The following is a 15,239-nucleotide window of genomic DNA, read 5'->3' on the forward strand; positions in this document are numbered from 1 at the left end:
CTGGAGGTGCTGAGGATCTTGCTGGCGGCAGCGCCGATGTGCTGGATCAGGCTGCGAATGGCACCGAGGAACTGGTTGAACCAGCTGGCCAGTTGCGCGGTTTCGTCGCGGCCGCGGATTTCCAGGTTGCGGGTCAGGTCACCCTCGCCCTGGGCGATATCTTCCAGACCGTTGGTAACGCTGTTGATCGGGCGCACGATCAGCTTGGCGAAGGCTGCACCAACCACGGCGAACAGCGCGGCCAGCACCACGGCGATGGCCCCGATCAGCCAGGTCAGCTGGGTGGTGGTCTGCATCACTTCGCTTTGCTCGATCAGGCCGATGAAGGTCCAGCCCAGTTGCTCGTCGGGGAAGACGTTGGCCATGTAGCGCACGCCATTGAGCTCGACCTCGACCAGGCCTTTGCCGGCCTTGGCCAGTTCGGCATAACCGTCACCAAAACTGGCCAGCTGCTTGAAGTTGTGGCTGGCGTCGCGTGGGTCGACCATCACGTTGCCGTTGCTTTCAACCAGCATCAGGTAGCCGCTTTCGCCCAGCTTGATCTGCTTGACGATCTCGGTCAGGCCCTTGAGCGACACATCGATGTTGACCACGCCGCCGGGGTTGCCAAGCTGGTTGGCCACGGCCCGCACGGTGCTGATCAGCACGGCGTCGTCGGCGGCCCAGTAGTAGGCGCCGGTACGCACGGTCTTGCCCGGGTTGGCCATGGCCAGCTGGTACCACGGGCGTGGGCGAGGGTCGTAGTTGACGAACTTCTGCCCGGCTGGCCAGCCGACGTAACCGCCGTCACTGACCCCGTAGGAAACGTAGGCATAGCTAGGGTGGGAGTCTGCCAGACGGGTGAAGAAATCCAGCAGTTGCTTGTCCTGGTCGCCCAGCTCGTAGGACGGGGTGGCGCTCATGAACTTGTTGAGGTTGCTGCCGGTGGCGGCGACCATGGGTTGTGCAGCCAGGTACTCGACGTTCTGGTTGATGCCCTGGAAGAAGATGTTCATCGCGTTGCCGACCTGGCGGATTTCCCGGCTGCTGCCGTCGAGGAATTCGTCGCGGGCTTCGCCACGCAGGTTGAGGACCACCAGGGTGGCCACGAGGACGATGGGCAAGCCGGCGATGACCGCGAATGCCCAGGTCAGTTTCTGTTTGATGTTCATCGACGCTCCCGGAATTTTTTGTTGTCGACACGCGAGGCAGGTAGCCATTGCATCGGCAGCATCCGGGTTTTATGAAGCCCAAACCCCTGTATTTATTGGATGAAGTCGTGGTTGGCGACTATTCGGTCGTGTTTGGACGTATATGGCATACCAAATCGCTGAAAGCGCTCAGTGACAGCAACTACCCGCAGCGCCATTGGCCAGGTCCTTGAGGATCGGGCAGTCCGGGCGATCATCCCCCTGGCAGTGCGAGACCAGCTCGCCGAGGGTGTCGCGCAGGTTCACCAGCTCCTCGATGCGCCGGTTCAGTTCATCGATATGCTGCATGGCCAGGGCCTTCACATCGGCGCTGGCGCGTTGGCGGTCTTGCCACAGGGTCAGCAGCTTGCCGACCTCTTCCAGGGAAAAGCCCAGGTCGCGAGAGCGCTTGATGAAGGCCAGGCTGTGCAAGTCTTCCGCCTGGTACAGGCGGTAGCCGCTGTCGCTGCGGGTAGCAGGCTTGAGCAGGCCGATGGACTCGTAGTAACGGATCATCTTGGTGCTGAGCCCGCTGCGGCGGGCGGCCTGGCCGATGTTCATGGGGCCTCCTGGGTGGTGCTGGTGGGTTTCCAGGCCTTGAGCCACAGCGCGTTGCTCACCACGCTGACGCTGGACAGGGCCATCGCGGCGCCGGCCAGTACCGGGTTGAGGTAACCCAGCGCGGCCAACGGGATGCCGATCAGGTTGTAGATGAACGCCCAGAACAGGTTCTGGCGGATCTTGGCGTAGGTCTTGCGGCTGATCTCCAGGGCGGCCGGCACCAGGCCTGGGTCGCCGCGCATCAGGGTGATGCCTGCGGCCTGCATGGCCACGTCGGTGCCGCCACCCATGGCAATGCCGATATCGGCGGCGGCTAGCGCCGGTGCATCGTTGATGCCATCGCCGACCATGGCGACCACGCCATCGCGCTTGAGCGCGGCCACGGTCGCGGCCTTGTCGGCTGGCAGCACTTCGGCATGCACATCGTCGATGCCCAGGGCGTCGGCAACCACTTTGGCGCTGCCACGGTTGTCGCCGGTCAGCAGGTGGCTGCTGATGCGTTGCGCGTGCAGGGTGTCGATCGCCTGCGCGGCGCCGGGCTTGAGGCTGTCACCAAAGGCGAACAGGCCCAGCACACGGGGTTGCGTGCCGCGCTCGATCAGCCACGACAGGGTACGCCCCTCGGCTTCCCAGGCCTGGGCCTTGGCGGCCAGCTCACCGGGCTGCAGGGCGCTTTCGTCGAGCAGGCGGCGGTTACCCAGGGCCAGCTCACGGCCTTCCACGCGCCCGGCGATGCCACGCCCGGTCAGCGACTGGCTGTCGGCGACGGCAGGCACGTCCAGCCCCTGTTCGGCACAGGCATCCAGCACCGCCTTGGCCAACGGGTGTTCGCTGCCGCGTTGCAGGGCACCGGCCAGGCGATGCAGGTCGGCGTCGCTACAAGCCTGCGCCTGGCTGTGGACAACCCGGGGGCTGCCGGAGGTGAGGGTGCCGGTCTTGTCGAAGACCACGCGGTTGACTGCATGGGCGCGTTCCAGGGCCTCGGCGTCCTTGATCAGGATGCCGTGGCGGGCGGCGACCCCGGTGCCGGCCATGATCGCCGCTGGGGTGGCCAGGCCGAGGGCACAGGGACAGGCGATCACCAGCACGGCGACGGCATTGATCAGCGCGGTTTCCAGCGGTGCGCCGGCCAGCCACCAGCCGCCCAGGGTGAGCAGTGCCAGTACCAGCACGGCCGGGACGAATACCTGACTGACCCGGTCGACCAGCTTCTGGATCGGGGCCTTGGCGGCCTGGGCGTCTTCCACCAGGCGGATGATGCGGGCCAGCACGGTCTCGGTGCCCAGCGCCTGGGTGCGCACCAGCAGGCGGCCTTCGCCATTGATGGCACCGCCGGTGACGCTGTCGCCCGGTTGCTTGGGCACCGGCAGGCTCTCGCCGCTGATCAACGCTTCATCGGCATGGCTGCTGCCATCCTCGACTGTGCCATCGACCGGGAAGCGCTCGCCGGGCTTGACCAGCACCAGGTCGCCGAGGCGCAACTGAGCAATGGCCACGTCTTCTTCCCGGCCGTCGACCACACGTACGGCGCGTTCCGGGCGCAGCGCCTCAAGGGCACGGATGGCGCTGGCGGTCTGGCGCTTGGCGCGGCTTTCCAGATACTTGCCCAGCAGTACCAGGGCGATCACCACGGCCGAGGCCTCGAAGTACAGGTGCGGGGCCATGCCGGCGGGCGCCTGCGCCCATTGGTACAGGCTCAGGCCGTAACCGGCGCTGGTGCCCAGGGCTACCAGCAGGTCCATGTTGCCGACACCGGCACGAACGGCCTTCCAGGCGGCCACGTAGAACCGCGCGCCGAGCATGAACTGCACCGGTGTCGCCAGCATGAACTGCGCCCATGCCGGCAACATCCAGTGCAGGCCGAACGGCTGCAGCAGCATTGGCAACACCAGCGGCAGGGCCAGCAACAGGGCCGCGCCGACCGCCAGGCGCTCATTGCGCAGGCGGCGTTGGGCAGCGCTTTGGTCATCCTTGGTGGTTTGCGGCAGGCTGGCGCTGTAACCGGCCTTTTCTACCGCCTCGATCAGCAGGTTGTCGTCCAGGGCAGCGAGCACTTCGAGGTGCGCGCGCTCGCTGGCCAGGTTGACGCTGACCTGTTCGACCCCGGGCAGTTTGCCGAGGGCGCGCTCTACGCGGCCGACGCAACTGGCGCAGGTCATGTCGCCGATCTGCAGTTCGACGGTGCGGGTGGGCACGCCATAGCCGGCTTCGCGTACGGCATCGACCAGGGCGGGCAGGCTGTTGGCCGGGGCCTGGACCCGGGCCTGTTCGGTGGCGAGGTTGACGCTGACCTGTTCAGCGCCGGTGACCTTGCGCAGGGCGCGCTCGACCCGGCCAGCACAGCTGGCGCAGGTCATGCCGGAGATCGGCAGGTCGAATGTGGTGGATGCGGGCATGGCTCTCCTCCTTGGACAGGCCTCCAGCATCAACCTTGCCATGCAGGTAAGGTCAATAGCCCAGGCCGGCTCGCTTCAACTCCAGCCCATATTGCCCCATGGCAATGCGGTATTTGTTGATCTGGCCCGCCTGCAGGTTCAATCGCGTGCTGCGCTGGTCCTCGATACCTGCCGCACAGCCAGGCATTTGCCCGGGCAGCACGCGCAGGCGCACGTCCACGGGCCCGGGTGGCAGGTTGAACGAAGTGGACTGCTCCTGGAACACGCGCCCCGACAGCTGATCGTTGAGGTAGACGCCGATCTCGCAATGGGTAGCCACTTCCAGGCGTTCCCGGGAAATGATCAGTACGCTGTAGTCCGAGTTGCCCTCGGCGCTGGCTGGTGGCGCCGCAGCCAGCGCGCTCAATAGCCCGACGACGCCCAATGCTGCCCTGAACATGAAAAATCTCCTGCTTGCCTGATCATCAAAGGCGCAGCTTGGCCGACGCGGGCGCGGATTTCCACCCCGGCTGTTGCAGGCAGGCCTTGACCTTGCCCCGATGGCAAGCTTGAGACTCGTTGAAAACCTGAAGGAGGTATCCCATGCAAGTGTTCAATGTACAAGGCATGACCTGTGGCCATTGCGCGAAAGCCGTGACCCGTGCGGTGCAGGAGCAGGATGCCGCGGCCAAGGTGGAAGTCGACCTGGCGGGCAAGCAGGTACGTGTGCAGAGTGAGTTGGCGCAGGAGCAGATTCTTACAGCCATTCGGGATGAAGGGTATCAGGCCGAACTTGCCTGAGCACTTACCTGTGGGAGCGGGCCAGCCGGTGCCGTCCACCGCGTCGCCTGATTCGCGGGCACGCCCGCTCCCACAGGGGCCGCGTCGGCCCTTGGGTTTGTTGCAAATGTTTTCATCCCGTCGGGGTCCACTGTAGGTAGAATGAGCTACTTGCTTAGCCTGCTATGGATTCCTGATGAACCTGCGAATGGTGCTCATCCTGGGCGCACTCAGTGCGTTCGGGCCCTTGGCGATCGACTTCTACCTGCCCGCCTTCCCGGCCATGGCGAAGGCGTTCGCCACCGATGAAAAACACGTCCAGGCCACCTTGGCCGCCTACTTCCTCGGCCTGTCCATTGGCCAACTGGCCTACGGCCCGGTGGCCGACCGCTTTGGCCGACGCAAACCGCTGATGTTCGGGGTGACCTTGTTCACCCTGGCGTCGTTGGCCTGTGCCTATGCCCCCAACCTCGATACCCTGGTGTTGGCGCGTTTCGTCCAGGCCCTGGGCGGCTGCGCCGGGATGGTGCTGTCGCGGGCCATCGTCAGTGACAAGTGCGACCCGGTGGCCTCGGCCAAGGTGTTCTCGCAGCTGATGCTGGTCATGGGCCTGGCACCGATCCTGGCACCGATGCTGGGTGGGGTGCTGGTGAACCTGGCCGGCTGGCAGTCGATCTTCCTTGCCCTGAGCTTGTTCAGTGCAGGCTGCTTGCTGGCGGTTAGCCTGGGCCTGCCAGAAAGCCTGCCTGCGCACATACCGCGCCAGCCACTGTCTGGTGCCTTGCGCCAGTACCGGCGCCTGCTCGCTGACCGGGTTTTCCTCGGCCATGCCTTGACCGGCGGTATCGCCATTGCCGGCATGTTTGCCTACATCGCCGGTTCGCCTTTCGTGTTCATCCAGCTCTACGACGTACCGGCCGAGCATTACGGCTGGTTGTTCGGCACCAATGCCGCGGGTTTTATCCTGGTGGCGCAGGTGAATGCACGTTTGCTGGCCAAACATGGGCCGGCATTCCTGTTGGCGCGGGCGGTATGGCTGTACCTGGCGGCAGGCCTGGTACTGTTGGGCGTGGCGGCAATGCGGCCGGCCCAGCTGTGGCCGCTGCTGGTGCCACTGTTCGTGTGCATTGCCAGCCTGGGCTGCATCATCCCCAACGCCTCTGCTTGCGCCATGAGTGGGCAGGGCGCGCGGGCCGGCAGCGCCTCGGCCTTGATGGGCTGCCTGCAGTTCAGCGTCGCCGCAGGCGCTGCGGCGCTGGTCGGGCTGCTGCATGATGGCAGTGCGGTGCCGATGGCGCTGGTGATCAGCCTGTGTGGGGCACTGGCGGTCAGTGTCGCGCTGTTGACTCGTGGCTTGCAGGCCAGGCGTCCCGCATGAGCGGGTGAGGTGCCTGCAGGCGGGTTTCCAGCGTGGCGACGAAGGCTCGTGCCTCGGCCTCGCTGCGGAAACTGACCACGTGTTGATCGAGCTGGACCTGCCAGGGGCAGGCGGGATTCCGGCTCGATGCACTGACGACAATTTTCATCGCGGCATACCTCCAAAAGGGGGAGCGGATGAAGTGTAGCGCTGGCTTCCGTGCTTGCCATGACACGGCATCGCTGTCCTGACTGACGGTCGTCAGTTCCCTGCTTTGGGCGCAATGCCTGCAAGCATGTAGATCCTTCGCTTTGGCTCGCGCTATTTGTGGAAGTTGGCTGTCGGCCGTGTCCGAAGTTGCAGCAGGTGTTTTTTCCTCATGACGTTGCTGTGCCCCTGGCAACGTGTGTCGGGGTGTTTATTCACGTGGTTCCGGGAGGCTGGCTGAGCCGTTTCACTGCTTGCCATGGGTAGGCATACCCAGTGGCTTTTCGGCACAGGTTCGCTGACGCGGCGCAGCGTGGATGGGGTTTTCTGCGGCTTATACTGGCGAGCCAGGGCAGTGCCAGCGATAGGTGCTTCCCTGTCGGTGCCGGCCATGGGCGGGCAGGCGATTCGTATTGCCAGGGTTGGCCATTGCAGCCACACAGTGAACTTGCAGGGAGTTACAGGGACATGAATGCAGTCAGCAGTATCAGCCAGATCGCCAGCCTGATGGCCGACCCCAAGCGCAGTGCCATGTTGTGGGCACTGATCGATGGCACGCCACGGCAGGCCAATGAGCTTGCGGTAATGACCGGCCTGACCTCGTCGTCGGCGTGCGCTCACCTCTCGTTGCTGTCGTCGGCCGGTTTGCTCAGGCATGAAGCGCGGGGCCGCAAGCGCTATTTCCGCCTGGCAACGCCGCAGGTCGGGGCGGCAGTCGAGGCCTTGGCCAGCGTACAACTGGAAAGCGCCAGGGGGGAGCGGGCCAAGGCGCCGGTATCAGCGCTGCCCATGTCGATACGCCGGGCTCGCCGCTGCGGTGATCATCTGGGCGGGGAGCTGGCCGGTGAGCTGTATCACCGCCTGGTGGTAGCCGGCTGGCTGGAGGGCAGCGGCCGCCAGCTGATGGTGAGCGAGGAGGGGCGAGCGCAGCTGGCGCGGGTTGGGGTCTACATCGATGCCCTGGCGCCGCACCAGCACCGCGGCTGCGTGATTTGCCGCTGTACCGAGTGGGGCGACCAGGGGCCGCACCTGGGCGGGGTGCTGGGCCAGGCCTTGTTCAGGCTGTTCCTGCAATCTGGCTGGATGCGTGAGGCCGAGGACACGCGGGCATTGCATATTTCGGCGCTGGGTATCCAGCAGATCAATCGCATTGCCCGCGTGCCGACGTTGCAGGTTGGTTGATCGCAACGCCGTCATGCGCGTCAGACCAGCCGGGCATCCAGGCTGTTCTGGGCCAGGCGACGGGCCTGCTCTTCGGTCATGCCCAGGTGGGTGTGCAGGGCGTGGAAGTTTTCTGTGACATAGCCGCCGAAGTAGGCTGGGTCGTCCGAGTTGACCGTGACTTTGACGCCGCGCTCGAGCATGTCGAGGATGTTGTGCTGGCTCATGTGATCGAACACGCAGAGCTTGGTGTTCGACAGCGGGCATACCGTGAGCGGGATCTGCTCATCGATGATGCGCTGCATCAGGCGTTCGTCCTCGATGGCGCGAACGCCGTGGTCGATACGCTTGATCTTCAGCAGGTCCAGGGCTTCCCAGATGTATTCGGGCGGGCCTTCCTCGCCGGCATGGGCAACGGCGACGAAGCCTTCGCTGCGGGCGCGGTCGAAGACACGCTGGAACTTGCTTGGTGGGTGGCCCATTTCCGAGCTGTCCAGGCCAACGGCGATGAACGCATCGCGGTACGGCAGGGCCTGGTCGAGGGTCTTGTGCGCTTCCTCTTCACTGAGATGGCGCAGGAAGCTCAGGATCAGGCCACTGCTGATACCCAGTTGTTCGCGGCCGTCCTTGAGCGCCTGGTTGATGCCATTGAGTACCACTTCGAAGGGGATGCCGCGGTCGGTGTGGGTCTGCGGATCGAAGAACGGTTCGGTGTGGATCACGTTCTGCGCCTTGCAGCGCTGCAGGTAGGCCCAGGTCAGGTCGTAGAAGTCCTGCTCGGTGCGCAGCACGTCGGCGCCCTGGTAATACAGGTCGAGGAACTCCTGCAGGTTGTTGAAGGCGTAGGCACCGCGCAAGCTCTCCACATCGGCCCAGGGCAGGGCGATCTTGTTGCGCTCCGCCAGGGCGAACAGCAGTTCGGGTTCCAGCGAGCCCTCCAGGTGCAGGTGCAGTTCGGCCTTGGGCAGGGCGTTCAGCCAGTCATACATAGTGGGATATCTCGATCAGGTACGGTTGCCGCCATTCTACAGGGCCCGGCCAGGCAATGCGCCCGGGCCGGGCTGCGACCCAGTGAATCACCAGACCAGGGGTTCGCCCTTGTAGTTGATGAAACGCAAGCCGCCGTTGCCGCTTTGTGCCTTGATCTGTTCGAGCATACCGCGGGTGCTGGTCAGTACGTCGATTTCGGCGTTCTCCCCGCCCATGTCGGTCTTCACCCAGCCCGGGTGCATGGCCAGCACGCACAGGTCAGGGCGCTGTTGTTCGACGACGAAGCTGTTGATCATCGAGTTCAGCGCCGCCTTGCTGGCCTTGTACAGGCAGATTTCGCCGCCGTCCGGGATGGTCACGCTACCCAGGATCGAGCTCATGAAGGCCAGCACGCCGCTGCCCTGGCGGACTTGGCCGACCAGGCGACGGGCCACGCGGATCGGCGCCACGGCATTGGTCATGAACAGCTCGCCGATGTCGTTGTTGTGCACAGCTTCCAAGTCTTGAGGCAGTGGGCCCATGACACCAGCGTTGACGAACACCAGGTCGAACACCTGGCCTTGCAGGCGTTGCTTCAGGCCGTCGAGCTGGGCGGTGTCGTTCATTTCCAGCTGTTCGATACGCACGCCGGGCACATCCGCCAGGGCGCCGGGCTGCTGCGGGTTGCGCACGGTGGCGGTGATGTTCCAGCCATCTTCGTGCAGGCGTTGCACCAAGCCCAGGCCCAGGCCGCGCGATGCGCCGATGACGAGGGCGGTTCTTGAATTAGCCATATGAACATTCCTTTATCGGTGCAGGAAAAGGAATTTAGGATAATGCACTGGGGCAGCTTTGCGGCAATCTCAAGCCTTGCCCGGTGTTTGGTTAAAAAATAATCAGTTGTGTCTTGCCCGTGTGGGGCCGGGCGCCTCGCCTGTTGGCGCACGGGTTATCCACAGGCTGGTCCACAGTTGTTGTGGGCAACGTTCAGCGCGCCTCGAGCAGAATGCGCCCGCGGCTCAGGTCGGCCAGTTGCCGCTGCAGTGGCGCCAGGTGGGCGTCACCGAGCGCAATCAGCAGGTCCACGCCATTGGCGGTGAACTGTTCATCCAGTACCAGGCCATCAACCTCTGCCAGGCGCAGCTTTACCAGCGCCAGTTCGCTGAAACTGCAACTGCAGGTGAATTCGCTGCGCTGTACCAGCTCCCGCTTGGGCGCCTGTTGCAGGCACTTGTTGGCGCCGCCGCCATAGGCCCTGGCCAAGCCGCCGGTGCCCAGCTGGATGCCCCCGTACCAGCGGATCACCAGCACCACCACCTGGTCGCAGTCCTGGGCTTCGATGGCCGCCAGGATCGGTCGCCCCGCGGTGCCGCCGGGTTCGCCGTCATCGCTGCTGCGGTACTGGGCGCCGAGCTTCCAGGCCCAGCAGTTGTGGGTTGCGGCCAGGTCGCTGTGGCGTTCGATGAAACTCATCGCTTCAGCACCACTGCTGATCGGCCCGGCGAGGGTGATGAAGCGGCTTTTGCGGATTTCCTCGCGGTATTCGCAGAGGTCGAGCAAGGTAGAAGGCATAAATGACGGTCAGGCAGTCGGCTTGACGCCGCAGCCCTTGAGAATGATGTGGATAAGGTTGTTGCTCGCGTCTTCCATGTCCTGTTTGGTCAGGCGGCTGCGGCCGGTGACCTGGCAGATCTGGGTGGCGAAGTCGGCGTAATGCTGGGTGCTGCCCCAGAGCAGGAAGATCAGGTGCACCGGGTCGACTGGGTCCATCTTGCCGGCTTCGATCCAGGCCTGGAACACCGCGGCCCGGCCGCGGAACCATTCACGGTAGTCGGCACTGAAGTATTCGGTCAGGCAGGTGCCGCCACTGATCACTTCCATGGCGAAAATCCGCGAGGCTTGGGGGTTGCGCCGGGAGAACTCCATCTTGGTGCGGATATACTGGCTCAGGGCTTCCCCCGGGTCGTCCTCGACGCTCAAGGCATTGAAGGTGCTGTCCCACAACTCGATGATGTTGCTGAGCACGGCAATGTATAGGCCCAGCTTGTTGGTGAAGTAGTAATGCAGGTTGGCCTTGGGCAACCCCGCCTTGAGGGCGATGGTATTCATGCTGGTGCCCTTGAAACCATGGCGGGCGAACTCGTCTTCGGCGGCCTGGATGATGGCCTGTTCGTTCTTCTGGCGGATGCGGCCTGCGGGCTTGCCCGAGGCAGAGAGGCGATGCGCAGGGACTTCTAGGGTCATGGACGATTCCGTACGGGTCAGTGGCTGCGGCTGTCGGACAAGATTACCTGCCTGTGCCGAAGTGACAAGCATTTGCGGCAGAGACTGGCATCAGCGTGTCGCAGCCAGGCTCTCGAGGAAGCTTTCCAGCACCAGGTTTGGCCGCCGGCCCTTGCGCGTTACCCAGCTGAGGCTCAAGTCATAGAAGCGCTGCTGGGGTTTGAGGGCACGCAAGCGGCCTTGCTGCACCCAGAACGTGGCGTAGTGGTCTGGCAGGTAGCCGATGTAGCGCCCGGTGAGGATGAGAAACGCCATGCCCTCGCGGTCCGAGGCACTGGCCGTGCAGTTCAGCGCCTGGTAATGCGCCTGTATGTCGGCCGGCAGGCGGAAGGTCGGGGTGATGGCTTCCTGGCTGTTGAGGCGTTCGTCGTCGATCTGCTGGTCATCGGCATAGAACAGTGGGTGGCCGACCGCGCAGTACAGCAGCGAACGTTCGCTGTACAACGGCTGGTATTCCAAGCCTGACAGCGGGCTGGTCTGTGGCACCACGCCGACATGCAGGCTGCCGTCGAGCACGCCATGCTCGACCTGGCTGGGCGCGATCATGCGGATCTGGATGCGCACGTCGGGGCCGCGGTCCTTGAGCTCGGCCAGGGCATGGGTGATGCGCATGTGGGGCAGGGTAACCAGGTTGTCGGTCAGGCCAATGTTCAGCTCGCCACGCAAATGCTGGTGCAGGCCATTGACCTCGGTGCGGAAGCTTTCCAGGGCGCTGAGCAGTTGCAGCGCCGAATGGTAGACCTCGCGGCCTTCTTCGGTCAGCGAAAAACCCGCACGGCCGCGTTGGCAAAGGCGCAGGCCAAGGCGTTGCTCGAGGTCGTTCATCTGCTGGCTGATGGCCGAACGGCCAATGCCCAGCACGTTTTCGGCGGCCGAGAAGCCGCCGCACTCGACTACGCTGCGGTAGATCTTCAGCAGGCGGATGTCGAAATCGCTGACTTGGGCGAGTGGATCGGGGCGTCGGCTCATTAGTTTAGTCGTGGCCTGTCTGAAGATTAGAAATGTAGGCTTTTTCAGACTTTATCGCCGTGCCAATTTAGCTGCAACAACATCCATCGTTGCCTAATCGTCTTTCGAGGAACCGCCGATGAACCTGCCCGAAACCGCTACCGCCGGTATCGCCAGCCAGCTCAAGCTGGATGCCCACTGGATGCCCTACACCGCCAACCGCAATTTCCAGCGCGACCCGCGCCTGATCGTGGCGGCCGAAGGCAGCTACCTGGTCGACGACCAGGGGCGCAAGATCTTCGATGCCCTGTCCGGCTTGTGGACTTGCGGCGCCGGGCACACCCGCAAGGAAATCACCGAAGCGGTGGCCCGCCAGGTCGGCACCCTGGACTATTCCCCGGCCTTCCAGTTCGGCCACCCGCTGTCGTTCCAGCTGGCCGAGAAGATCGCCGAGCTGACCCCGGGCGACCTGAACCACGTGTTCTATACCAACTCCGGTTCCGAGTGTGCCGACACCGCGCTGAAGATGGTGCGTGCTTACTGGCGCCTGAAAGGCCAGGCGACCAAGACCAAGATCATTGGCCGTGCCCGTGGTTACCACGGTGTGAACATTGCCGGCACCAGCCTGGGCGGCGTCAATGGTAACCGCAAGATGTTCGGTCAGTTGCTGGATGTCGACCACCTGCCGCACACCGTGCTGCCGGTGAACGCCTTCTCCAAGGGCATGCCGGAAGAGGGTGGTATCGCCCTGGCCGATGAAATGCTCAAGCTGATCGAACTGCACGATGCCTCCAACATCGCCGCGGTGATCGTCGAGCCGCTGGCGGGTTCGGCCGGCGTACTGCCGCCGCCGAAGGGTTACCTGAAGCGCCTGCGTGAAATCTGCACCCAGCACAACATCCTGCTGATCTTCGACGAAGTGATCACCGGCTTCGGCCGCATGGGCGCGATGACTGGCTCCGAAGCCTTCGGCGTTACCCCGGACCTGATGTGCATCGCCAAGCAGGTGACCAACGGTGCCATCCCGATGGGTGCGGTGATCGCCAGCAGCGAGATCTACCAGACCTTCATGAACCAGCCGACCCCGGAATACGCCGTGGAATTCCCGCACGGCTATACCTACTCGGCCCACCCGGTGGCCTGTGCCGCCGGTATCGCCGCGCTGGACCTGCTGCAGAAGGAAAGCCTGGTGCAGGCCGCCGCCGAGCTGGCGCCGCACTTCGAGAAGCTGCTGCATGGCGTGAAGGGCACCAAGAACATCGTCGATATCCGCAACTACGGCCTGGCCGGCGCCATCCAGATCGCCGCCCGTGACGGCGATGCCATCGTCCGTCCGTACGAAGCGGCGATGAAACTGTGGAAGGCGGGCTTCTATGTGCGCTTCGGTGGCGACACCCTGCAGTTCGGCCCAACCTTCAACACCAAGCCGCAGGAACTGGACCGCCTGTTCGATGCAGTGGGCGAAACCCTGAACCTGATCGACTGATCTTTCCGCTTCTGACGCACGGCGCGTGAGTAGATCGCGCGCCGGCCTCAACCTTCTTTATCTGGAGTTTTGCATGAGCATTGTTCAGCACCTGATCCACGGCGAACTGGTTACCAAGGGTGAGCGCACCGCCGATGTCTTCAATCCGTCCACCGGCCAGGCCGTGCGCAAGGTCGAGCTGGCCAGCCGCGCGACTGTGCAGGAAGCGATCGATTCGGCCAAGGCGGCCTTCCCGGCCTGGCGCAATACCCCACCGGCCAAGCGCGCCCAGGTGATGTTCCGCTTCAAGCAGTTGCTGGAGCAGAACGAAGCGCGCATTTCGCAAATGATCAGCGAAGAGCACGGCAAGACCTTGGAAGACGCCGCTGGTGAGCTGAAGCGTGGTATCGAGAACGTGGAGTTTGCCTGTGCCGCGCCGGAAGTACTGAAAGGCGAGTACAGCCGCAACGTCGGCCCGAACATCGATGCCTGGTCCGACTTCCAGCCGCTGGGCGTGGTTGCTGGCATTACCCCGTTCAACTTCCCGGCCATGGTGCCGCTGTGGATGTACCCGCTGGCCATCGCCTGCGGTAACGCCTTCATCCTCAAGCCTTCCGAGCGCGATCCGAGCTCGACTTTGTTCATTGCCCAGTTGCTGCTGGAGGCCGGCCTGCCGAAGGGCATCCTCAACGTGGTGCACGGTGACAAGGAAGCGGTGGATGCGCTGATCGAAGCACCGGAAGTGAAGGCGCTGAGCTTCGTCGGTTCGACCCCGATCGCCGAGTACATTTATGCCGAAGGCACCAAGCGCGGCAAGCGCGTGCAAGCGCTGGGTGGAGCGAAGAACCACGCGGTGCTGATGCCGGATGCCGACCTGGACAACGCGGTCAGTGCACTGATGGGGGCGGCCTACGGTTCGTGCGGCGAACGTTGCATGGCCATTTCGGTGGCAGTGTGCGTCGGCGACCAGGTAGCCGATGCCCTGATCGCCAAGCTGGAGCCGCAGATCAAGGCGCTGAAGATTGGTGCTGGTACCTCGTGTGGCCTGGACATGGGCCCGCTGGTGACTGCTGCTGCCCGCGACAAGGTAGTGGGTTACATCGATGACGGTGTTGCTGCTGGCGCCAAGCTGGTGGTGGATGGCCGTGGCTTCCGTGTGGCGGGTAATGAAGATGGCTACTTCGTTGGTGGCACCCTGTTCGACAAGGTGACCCCGGAGATGCGCATCTATAAGGAAGAGATCTTCGGCCCGGTGCTGTGCGTGGTGCGGGTGAACAGCCTGGAGCAGGCCATGCAGCTGATCAACGATCACGAGTATGGCAACGGTACCTGCATCTTCACTCGTGACGGTGAAGCAGCGCGGCTGTTCTGCGATGAGATCGAAGTGGGCATGGTTGGCGTTAACGTGCCGCTGCCGGTGCCGGTGGCTTACCACAGCTTTGGTGGCTGGAAGCGTTCGCTGTTTGGTGACCTGCATGCTTATGGGCCGGACGGGGTGCGTTTCTATACCCGTCGCAAGGCGATTACCCAGCGCTGGCCGCAGCGGGCCAGCCATGAGGCATCGCAGTTTGCTTTCCCTAGCTTGTAAGGGGTGAGGAAGAAGCGGGGAGGCCGGTAGGCCTCCCCGTTTTGTTTTTGGGGTTTGGGTTTGGTGGTTGCTGTTGCTGTAGTGGGCATCAGGGCGGCCATAGGCCTGCCTTGAGATGGCATTGGCTCTGAGAGGTGCCTGCCTTGGGTTCTCTGGCGCCTACAAGATCGAGCGCCGCCCGCGCGGCGCATCGCCGGCAAGCCGGCTCCCACATTTGTTTCGGGCCAATGTGTCCTGTGTCGCCGGCGCGCGCCCCCTCGTCGTTCCAACTCGCTATAGAAGGCGGGCACCAAGGGGCCGAGTGCCTCGGCCCCAGGAGTAACTGGCCCGAAACAGATGTGGGAGCCGGCTTGCCGGCGATGCGCCGCGCGGGCGG

14 protein-coding genes and 1 pseudogene are annotated in these 15,239 nt (G+C 63.9%); 5 read left to right on the plus strand and 10 right to left on the minus strand.

Going from position 1 to position 15,239, the window contains the following annotated elements; genetic code table 11:
- Window positions 1-65 precede the first annotated feature (65 nt).
- From TZ03_RS31935 to TZ03_RS09715, 4 genes and pseudogenes are all read right to left on the minus strand, one after another.
- Window positions 66-1,199, minus strand: a pseudogene (locus tag TZ03_RS31935) (cache domain-containing protein); the annotation flags it as partial.
- 120 nt (window positions 1,200-1,319) lie between these two features.
- Entirely contained in the window at window positions 1,320-1,730 is a 411-nt protein-coding gene (gene cueR / locus TZ03_RS09705; RefSeq protein WP_051097344.1) for a Cu(I)-responsive transcriptional regulator, read from the minus strand.
- Window positions 1,727-4,126 (minus strand): heavy metal translocating P-type ATPase, encoded by a 2,400-nt coding sequence (locus TZ03_RS09710; RefSeq protein WP_051097347.1) that lies wholly within the window; start codon window positions 4,124-4,126, stop codon window positions 1,727-1,729. Before TZ03_RS09710 ends, cueR begins: the two co-directional genes overlap by 4 nt.
- A 52-nt stretch (window positions 4,127-4,178) precedes the next feature.
- Window positions 4,179-4,565: a hypothetical protein gene (locus TZ03_RS09715; protein ID WP_051097349.1), complete on the minus strand. Its 387-nt coding sequence runs from the start codon at window positions 4,563-4,565 to the stop codon at window positions 4,179-4,181.
- A gap of 143 nt (window positions 4,566-4,708) precedes the next feature.
- Here TZ03_RS09715 and TZ03_RS09720 point away from each other — a divergent pair, with 143 nt between their 5' ends.
- Both TZ03_RS09720 and TZ03_RS09725 read left to right on the plus strand, forming a co-directional pair.
- On the plus strand, window positions 4,709-4,906 hold the full coding sequence (locus tag TZ03_RS09720; RefSeq protein ID WP_051097351.1) for a heavy-metal-associated domain-containing protein: 198 nt from the start codon (window positions 4,709-4,711) through the stop codon (window positions 4,904-4,906).
- A gap of 175 nt (window positions 4,907-5,081) precedes the next feature.
- Window positions 5,082-6,263 (plus strand): multidrug effflux MFS transporter, encoded by a 1,182-nt coding sequence (locus tag TZ03_RS09725; protein ID WP_051097353.1) that lies wholly within the window; start codon window positions 5,082-5,084, stop codon window positions 6,261-6,263.
- Here TZ03_RS09725 and TZ03_RS31475 read toward each other — a convergent pair.
- Window positions 6,214-6,411, minus strand: coding sequence for a hypothetical protein (locus TZ03_RS31475; protein ID WP_082056593.1), 198 nt, complete (start codon window positions 6,409-6,411; stop codon window positions 6,214-6,216). The genes TZ03_RS09725 and TZ03_RS31475 overlap by 50 nt on opposite strands.
- Before the next feature lie 506 nt (window positions 6,412-6,917).
- On the opposite strand from TZ03_RS31475, the gene TZ03_RS09730 reads away from it, so the two are divergent.
- Complete coding sequence (locus TZ03_RS09730; RefSeq protein ID WP_051097355.1) at window positions 6,918-7,631, plus strand: ArsR/SmtB family transcription factor; 714 nt, start codon at window positions 6,918-6,920, stop codon at window positions 7,629-7,631.
- A 20-nt stretch (window positions 7,632-7,651) separates the two neighbouring features.
- Here TZ03_RS09730 and TZ03_RS09735 read toward each other — a convergent pair whose 3' ends face one another.
- The 5 genes from TZ03_RS09735 to TZ03_RS09755 all read right to left on the minus strand — a co-directional run bounded on the left by TZ03_RS09735 (window position 7,652) and on the right by TZ03_RS09755 (window position 11,831).
- Window positions 7,652-8,599, minus strand: coding sequence for an adenosine deaminase (locus TZ03_RS09735; RefSeq protein WP_051097357.1), 948 nt, complete (start codon window positions 8,597-8,599; stop codon window positions 7,652-7,654).
- Between the two features lie 87 nt (window positions 8,600-8,686).
- Window positions 8,687-9,373: an SDR family oxidoreductase gene (locus TZ03_RS09740; protein ID WP_051097359.1), complete on the minus strand. Its 687-nt coding sequence runs from the start codon at window positions 9,371-9,373 to the stop codon at window positions 8,687-8,689.
- Between the two features lie 193 nt (window positions 9,374-9,566).
- Window positions 9,567-10,151 (minus strand): IMPACT family protein, encoded by a 585-nt coding sequence (locus tag TZ03_RS09745; RefSeq protein ID WP_051097361.1) that lies wholly within the window; start codon window positions 10,149-10,151, stop codon window positions 9,567-9,569.
- Between the two features lie 9 nt (window positions 10,152-10,160).
- A complete protein-coding gene (locus tag TZ03_RS09750; RefSeq protein ID WP_051097363.1) occupies window positions 10,161-10,823 on the minus strand; it encodes a TetR/AcrR family transcriptional regulator in 663 nt (220 codons plus the stop codon).
- 90 nt (window positions 10,824-10,913) lie between these two features.
- Entirely contained in the window at window positions 10,914-11,831 is a 918-nt protein-coding gene (locus tag TZ03_RS09755) for a LysR family transcriptional regulator (protein WP_051097365.1), read from the minus strand.
- 118 nt (window positions 11,832-11,949) lie between these two features.
- On the opposite strand from TZ03_RS09755, the gene TZ03_RS09760 reads away from it, so the two are divergent.
- Together TZ03_RS09760 and TZ03_RS09765 are read left to right on the plus strand one after the other, a co-directional pair.
- Window positions 11,950-13,296 carry an aspartate aminotransferase family protein gene (locus tag TZ03_RS09760; protein ID WP_051097367.1) on the plus strand — a complete coding sequence of 449 codons (1,347 nt, stop codon included), beginning with the start codon at window positions 11,950-11,952 and terminating at the stop codon, window positions 13,294-13,296.
- A gap of 73 nt (window positions 13,297-13,369) precedes the next feature.
- On the plus strand, window positions 13,370-14,863 hold the full coding sequence (locus TZ03_RS09765; protein WP_023662877.1) for a CoA-acylating methylmalonate-semialdehyde dehydrogenase: 1,494 nt from the start codon (window positions 13,370-13,372) through the stop codon (window positions 14,861-14,863).
- The last annotated feature ends 376 nt before the right edge of the window (window positions 14,864-15,239 follow it).

Source organism: Pseudomonas sp. 10-1B (genome assembly GCF_000935045.1).
Lineage (GTDB): Bacteria > Pseudomonadota > Gammaproteobacteria > Pseudomonadales > Pseudomonadaceae > Aquipseudomonas.